At 36.5% G+C, this 7,566-nt stretch carries 6 protein-coding genes; 2 read left to right on the top strand and 4 right to left on the bottom strand.

What is annotated here, in order from left to right; translation table 11 throughout:
* Positions 1-214: 214 nt before the first annotated feature.
* The 4 genes from AACZ30_RS11790 to AACZ30_RS11775 form a co-directional block, all read right to left on the bottom strand.
* Positions 215-1,006 (bottom strand): (Fe-S)-binding protein, encoded by a 792-nt coding sequence (locus tag AACZ30_RS11790; RefSeq protein ID WP_075326877.1) that lies wholly within the window; start codon positions 1,004-1,006, stop codon positions 215-217.
* 77 nt (positions 1,007-1,083) lie between these two features.
* A complete protein-coding gene (locus AACZ30_RS11785) occupies positions 1,084-2,424 on the bottom strand; it encodes a (Fe-S)-binding protein (protein WP_339649540.1) in 1,341 nt (446 codons plus the stop codon).
* A gap of 6 nt (positions 2,425-2,430) precedes the next feature.
* Positions 2,431-3,387 (bottom strand): MlaD family protein, encoded by a 957-nt coding sequence (locus tag AACZ30_RS11780; protein WP_075326879.1) that lies wholly within the window; start codon positions 3,385-3,387, stop codon positions 2,431-2,433.
* A 55-nt stretch (positions 3,388-3,442) separates the two neighbouring features.
* A complete protein-coding gene (locus AACZ30_RS11775) occupies positions 3,443-4,549 on the bottom strand; it encodes an N-acetylmuramoyl-L-alanine amidase (RefSeq protein WP_208225520.1) in 1,107 nt (368 codons plus the stop codon).
* A gap of 136 nt (positions 4,550-4,685) precedes the next feature.
* Between AACZ30_RS11775 and AACZ30_RS11770 the strand changes: the two genes are divergently transcribed.
* Complete coding sequence (locus AACZ30_RS11770) at positions 4,686-7,415, top strand: putative LPS assembly protein LptD (protein ID WP_339649538.1); 2,730 nt, start codon at positions 4,686-4,688, stop codon at positions 7,413-7,415.
* 20 nt (positions 7,416-7,435) lie between these two features.
* Positions 7,436-7,566 (top strand): Rid family hydrolase (locus AACZ30_RS11765; protein ID WP_339649541.1); only part of this gene is annotated, 131 nt, incomplete at its 3' end.

The raw sequence follows: 7,566 nt of genomic DNA, 5'->3' as shown, positions 1-7,566 counted from the left end.
ACCCTTGAAGAATCGGGTAGATTTTCGAATGGTACTAACATAAATTACTGAAATTATATTTTTACAAAACTAATTGATTTAAACATTGTCTCAAGGTTACTTTTACCTTTTAACGTTTGGATTTCATCAAAAATTATACTTATAAAGTCAAAAAGCTCGAGAAAAAATCTCAAGCTTTTTTAAATTGAATTATTTAATTGTATACTAAAATTTTTTAGAGATCGTGGGCATTGGCAATAAGTTCTGCCACATCCATTACTTCTACACTATCTTCTTTGTTTTTTCCTTTTACACCATCTGTCATCATCGTATTGCAAAATGGACAACCCGCAGCAATAACTTCAGGTTTAACTTCCATAGCCTGTTCGGTACGTTCAATATTCACGTCTTTATTTCCTGGCTCGGGTTCTTTAAACATTTGGCCACCACCTGCACCGCAACAAAGTCCGTTAGACTTGCATTTACGCATTTCTACGAGTTCTACTTCAAGTTTTCTAAGTAAGTCTCGAGGCGCTTCATATTCACCGTTAGCACGGCCTAAATAACAGGGATCGTGAAAAGTAATCCGTTTTCCTTTAAATTTTCCTCCTTCAACCTTTAACTTTCCTTCAGTAAGAAGGGATTTTAAAAATTGTGTATGGTGCATTACTTCGTAATTTCCACCCAGGGCAGGATATTCGTTTTTTATGGTATTAAAACAGTGCGGACAGGCAGTAACCACTTTTTCTATTTCATAGCCATTAAGAACTTCAATATTTGTAGCAGCCTGCATTTGAAAAAGAAACTCGTTCCCGGCGCGTTTCGCAGGATCTCCCGTACAGCTTTCTTCGGTTCCTAAAACAGCAAAATCCACACCCGCTTCGTGTAATAACTTCACGAAAGCCTTGGTGATTTTCTTTGCTCTATCATCAAAACTACCGGCGCAACCTACCCAAAATAAAACTTCGGGTTTTTTGCCTTCTGCCATATACTCGGCCATTGTTGGTACTTTTAACGCTTCTGCCATATCTACTTTCTTTTAATTTTATTCCGAAGACTTCTAATAAGTCTGGTATTCAATATATTTTTGAGCTATTAAGAAAATTAATTTTCTTTAGCCCAGTTTAATCTATCTTGTTGGTTGTAAGGCCATGGTGCACCATTGTTTTCTATATTAGTCATTGCAATGGCAAGCTCGTTTGGCGCTGCACTTTCTTCCATCACTAAATAACGACGCATATCCAGAATAATAGAAAGCGGATCTATACCAACCGGGCAAGCTTCTACACAAGCATTACAAGTGGTACAGGCCCAAAGTTCTTCTCGTAAGATAAAATCGTCTAATAATTGCTTACCGTTATCTTCGTATTTTCCTTTTGTATTGATAATCTCCCCTACTTCTTCCAGCCTGTCTCGCGTATCCATCATAATTTTCCTGGGAGAAAGTTTTTTACCGGTTTGGTTTGCGGGGCATTCTGCCGTACATCTTCCACATTCGGTACAGGTATAGGAATTTAATAATTGTACCTGGTTAAGATCAAAAACATCTGATGCTCCAAACTTGTCGGGCTCGGCACCTTCCTCTTCTTCTGCCGGGGCAGCAAATGGGTCGGCATCGGGATCCATCATTAATTTAACTTCATCGGTAACCGATTGCAGGTTATTCATTTCTCCCTGTGGTCGAAGTTTAGATAAGTAAACATTCGGGAAAGCCAGTAGAATATGTAAATGTTTAGAGTAATACAGGTAATTTAAGAAGAAAAGAATACCTAAAATATGTAACCACCAGGCCGCTCTCTCTATTACAATAAGCGTTGCATTGCTCATTCCTTCAAAAATAGGAAGTAAGAATTGGCTTACAGGAAAACTTCCGGTTATGCCTGCTTCACTTGCATAATGAGGAGCTCCATTAAGCTGAAGTTGATAATCTGTAGCATTCATTACCAGGAAAAGTACCATAAGCACCATTTCAAAATAAAGAATATAATTGGCGTCATTTTTAGGCCAGCCTTTTAATTCACGACTTAAAAACCGATAAATATTTAAGATATTTCTTCTAATCCAAAATACAATAACTCCAATTAAAACTAATAGCGCTAAAACTTCAAAAGAAGCGATAAGAACATTATAGAAGCCGCCCATAAAAGATAGTACACGGTGAGTCCCGAATAAACCATCTATTATAATTTCAAGAACTTCAATATTTATTATAATAAAGCCTACATAAACAATTACGTGAAGAAAGCCTGAAACTGGTTTTTTTACCATTTTGCTTTGCCCAAGCGCAATCCTGGCCATTTTAGCGAAACGCTCTCCTTTATTATCGCTACGATCTACTTCTTTTCCTAATTTTATATTTCTTAATAACCTGCGGATGTTTCGAATAAAAAAACCTATACCTACCACTAGGGCAATTAGAAATAAGACCTGGGAAATAATTTGCATAGTTGGTTATTTAATAGAATCCTTTTCTTTGGGTTCCTGATATGGTTTCGGGTTTTTTCCGAAGACAGAGAAATGTACGTATCGTTTAGGATTCAGTTTTACGTCTTGTAGTAATTGTTCCAACTGTTTGGTAGCATTATCCAGGTTGTTATAAACGGCATCATCATTAATTAACTTCCCGGCGGTACCTTCTTTATTATTTAATTTATCTGAAACGCTTTCAAAATCGGCTACCACTTTTTCAAGATCAGCGGTGATTTTACCAATATCCATCTTGGTTAAAGTATCTGAAAATGAATTGAAATTGGTAGTCATTTCATCAAGATTAGTAAAAGTATTATCTATTTTTCCTGAATTTCTACCTACAATTCCTTCTAGTGCGTTAGCGGTTACTTTAAACGAAGCAACAGTTGCATTAAGATCTTTAAAAGTGTTTTGTATATTATACCTGGTACTATCGTTTAAAATTTTATTAATTGCTGTAACTAAAGAATCTGCACTAACTATAGTATTTTCAACTTTATCCTGAAGCGGGGTCAACCTATCGTTTACCAACTCCATAATACCTTCTTCAATATCACTGTTTAAGGTATCTCCAGATTTTGCCATTTGATTAATTTCGTAATCTGGAAGAATAGCAAGAGATTTTCCGCCAATTATATTCCCACCATAAATTTGCGCAGTACTATTTTTTGAGAATTCGAAATCATTTTCTACGGTAAAGCTAACTACCAGGGTTCCCTGGGCATCAAGAAAATTAATTTGGGTTACCTGCCCTACTTTAAGGCCGTTTATGGTTACTGCCGAGGAAGGTGATAGCCCTTCTACATCGTTATAAACTGCATGAAAAGTTCTGCTGGAATCCAACAGGTTTTTACCTTTTAAGAAACTATAACCAAATATTAATAAGAGGATAGCAATTATTGCTAGGAATGCAGTTTTTACTTCACGTGTAAATTTCAAAAGCTATTTTTTTAGGAATATGGACAAATTTAGAAATAAAAATAGAAAAGAACCGTTAATTCACCTTAGATTTTAACGCCTCATTAACTGTAATCTTGCTGCCTTCCTTAAATGCAACAATATAACTTGAAGGATATCCATTTTGTTTTGCCTCGTTATGAAGCTTATTTATTTTTATGTAATCTGAAGTAGCTCCATAATAGTATTTATACATTCCCTCTTCCCTTGCACGCTCTACATTTTGCAATCCTTTAAAATTATATGCTTTGGTTTCTAAACGTTTAGAACCGGCGGCTAGCTGAATTTTAAAGGTAATTCCCTCGTAAATCTGACTTTGAGGTGGTGTGTTTGAAGAGGAAGTACTCCCAATACTCTCAAGGTTAGACAGGTTTATAGTGTTGGCATATTTATTTATTGCTTCTACAATAGCCGCAGCCATTTTGTTTTGGCCGCCCGCACTGTTTAAATATGGGCCTTCGTGGTTATTGGTTAAAAATCCTGTTTCAATAAGTACACTTGGCATTACCGCCATTTTTAATACCACGAAACCGGCTTGTTTAACTCCACGATTTTTTCTTTTTAATTCGTTGGTGAAATTTTTCTGAACAAAATCGGCTAAAAGAATACTTTGGTTTAAATATTCTTCTTGCATTAGCGCCATTCCTATATAAGATTCAGGGGAATTGGGATTGAAACCACCGTAAGTTACTTCGTAATCTTCCTCTAAAAATATTACCGAGTTTTCTTTCTTGGCTACTTCAAAATTTTCTTCGGTTTTATGAAGTCCCAAAACAAAGGTTTCGGTACCGTAAGCCTGGGAATTATGAGAATTACAATGTACCGAAACAAAAAGATCGGCATCGGCCTCATTGGCAATTTGTGCTCGTTTATCTAAAGGAATAAATATATCAGAATCGCGGGTATAGATCACTTCTATTCCTTCCTGTTTTTCTAATGCCTTTCCAATTTTTAGAATAATATTAAGCGCAATATCTTTCTCTTTAAAACCATTTCCCATATTTCCGGGATCTTTCCCCCCGTGCCCGGCATCTAAAACCACCACAAATCTATCTCTCGGTTTATCATTATTTGCAAATAAGCTTTGCAAGCTTGCAAGAAAAATGAAGAAAAATACGAAAAGTTTAAGTAGGTTCGTTCTCATAAAAAGGTAACGCTAAGTTTAGGCTAATTATTTTAATTACTTTTTTCAGGAAATCTCAAATCTAAGCTGAAAAAATATATGTAATTTTGATTTTGCAAAAAGCAAGCCATTCTTTACAAAAATAGCACTTAGAGCATTGCAAACAAACATACCTAATATACTTTTTCGCTGTATTTTTATACTGCTTCCTATCCTTTGTATAAACGCACAGGAAATAGGGAATAATCAGGAAATAGATATTGAAGCCCGGGAACGAGATTCGCTGGTTACTGTGGGCGATTCCTTACCACTTGCCGAAACCATAAGGCTAACCGATAGTATTGTTGGAGATTCGTTGCAAACTCCGCAACGGGGCAACCAATTAATTACTGATGCAGTAAAGTACCAGGCTAAAGATTATATGCGTATTAGCCAGAAGGAGAATCGCATGTATCTCTATAATGAAGCGCAAATTATTTATGGAGATATGCAGATTAATGCCGGGCTTATTATAATGGACAATGAAAAAAATGAAGTCTATGCCTATGGAATTCCCGATTCTACCGGTGCGTATTCTCAAAAACCGGTTTTTGTACAGGGAAATCAAACCGTAGAGCCAGATTCTATTCGGTTTAATTTTGATACTGAAAGAGCACTGGTTTATAATTCCAGGACACAACAAGCCAATTTTAATGTAAGAGGTGAAGTTACCAAACGTGAAAACGATTCGGTGTATTTTATGCAAAATGTGCGCTTTACCACCGATGACGATTTAGATAACCCCGATTATTATTTCTATGCGAGAAAAATAAAATTTGTTCCAGATAAAAAGATCGTGGCAGGTTTTGTTAATATGTACCTGGCAGATGTACCTACACCGTTGGGGCTTCCCTTTGGATATTTTCCTTTAACCGAAGAAGAAACTTCAGGATTCATTATCCCCAGTTTTGGGGATAGTCGTCGTGGTTATTTTCTGCAAAATGGAGGTTATTATTTTGCGATTAGCGATTATGTAGATTTACTAACTTTAGGCGATTATTATACCAATGGAAGTTATGCCGTGCGCCTGGAAAGTAATTATGCAAAGCGTTATAATTACCGCGGAAACGTAAGAATACGGTACGAAAACCTATTTCAAAGTGAACGAGGATTCCCAGATTTTGCTGAACAATCTGTCTATAATATTCAGTGGTCACACAACCAGGATGCCAAGGCAAATCCTAATTCCAGGTTTAGTGCTTCGGTAAACTTAGGAAGTAGCACTTATTACCAGAATTCTGTAAATCAAATGAATACAGGTAACTTCTTAACAAACACTTTAAGTTCTTCGGTTTCGTATAGTAAAACCTTTCCCGGTGAACCGCAGATTAATTTAAGCCTTGCAGCACGGCATCAACAAAATACAAGGACGCAAACTATTAATATGAGTTTGCCAACTTTACAGGCGAGTATGACGCGTATTTATCCTTTTGCTCCAAAAACCGGCGCAAAAAAAGGATTGATAGAAAATATAAATTTTCAGTATAACGTAAGGGCCGAGAATCAAATTAGAACAACAGATTCTTTGTTTTTTAAACCAGAAATGTTCCAGGACGCCAATTATGGCGCGCAGCATTCTATTCCGGTTACCACAAACTTTAAGCTTTTCAATTATCTAAGTGTTAGTGCTAATGCTAATTACGAAGAAAGTTGGGTTTTCAAAACCTTCGAACAATCTTACGATGAGTTTAATAACGAGGTGGTAATTGATACTATAAACGGGTTTGATTCTTACAGAACCTATAATTTTGGAGCCAGTATTGGTACCACCTTATATGGATTGAAGAATTTTGGAAAGGACAAAAAAATCCAGGCTATTAGGCATGTGATGCGACCCTCGATTAGTTATAATGTAAACCCCGCTTTTGACCAGTATTACGATACTTATGAGCGTATTGATCCCGCAAACCCTATCGAGACTAATATGGTAGATTATTCCCGGTTTAATGGGACATTATATGGGGCGCCGGGAAACAGGTTTTCAAGTTCCCTGGGGCTTAGTTTAAGCAATACTCTGGAAGCCAAAGTACGTTCTAAAGACAGTACCGCTACCGAACCGGAGAAAATCACACTACTTAATAACTTTAGTATGAGTACGGCATATAACCTTGCCGGGGAAGACGGCCAACCAAAGCTGTCTCCCATTGCTCTTAGAGGTAGTATTCCCATAGTTCGCGATAAATTGGATATTAACGTTGCCGGTAATATGGATATTTATGCTTTAGATAATAATAACCGAAGAACCGATAAACTAAATATAAATAACGGTGGTAGTTTATTTAGGTTTACCAACGCCAATGTAAGCTTTGGTTATGCTTTCTCCAGTAAAGATTTTGAAGACGAGGGTGAAGACGAAAGTGAAGATGAAATAGATAACGATACTTATCGCGGTGGCGGAAGACGTGATGACCTTTTTGGAAAAGGATCTGATTTAGAAGGAAAGTTCTATGATGAAGAAGAAGATCCATTTGCAGATGAAGATCGTGAAGAAAGAAACGATAATTGGTATAATTATAAAATCCCATGGGATTTACGGCTTTCTTATACCATGACCTACAATAATACCGCTCGTCAAAATGAAATTACCTCCCACTCTATAATGTTTTCGGGAGATGTGGAACTTTCGCCAAAATGGGTAGTTGGAGCTTCCTCTGGTTACGATTTAAAAGAGTTAGGCTTTACTTATACCCAATTAAGATTTCAGCGTGATTTAAATACCTGGCGATTAAGTTTTAACTGGGTGCCTTTTAGTGAGCGTAGATCCTGGTATTTCTTTATCGGGATAAAATCGTCTATCTTAAGTGATATTAAATATGATAAACGAAACGAACCAGACCGAAGATTATAAAATTTAAAAGTTTAAAAATGATGAAAAAAATAATTAAAACCGACAAAGCTCCGGCTCCAATTGGGCCCTATAACCAGGCAGTTTTAACCGGCAATATGCTTTATATCTCTGGTCAAATAGCGCTTAATCCAGAAACTAACGAACTGGAAAC

This window comes from uncultured Salegentibacter sp., from assembly GCF_963972535.1.
Taxonomy (GTDB): domain Bacteria; phylum Bacteroidota; class Bacteroidia; order Flavobacteriales; family Flavobacteriaceae; genus Salegentibacter.
This window is presented reverse-complemented; position numbering and strand designations above follow the sequence as displayed.

Bases quoted from the DNA above. Each gene is read 5' to 3' on its own strand.
- AACZ30_RS11790 (WP_075326877.1), bottom strand. From the start codon at position 1,006: ATGGCAGAAGCGTTAAAAGTACCAACAATGGCCGAGTATATGGCAGAA.
- AACZ30_RS11785 (WP_339649540.1), bottom strand. From the start codon at position 2,424: ATGCAAATTATTTCCCAGGTCTTATTTCTAATTGCCCTAGTGGTAGGT.
- AACZ30_RS11775 (WP_208225520.1), bottom strand. From the start codon at position 4,549: ATGAGAACGAACCTACTTAAACTTTTCGTATTTTTCTTCATTTTTCTT.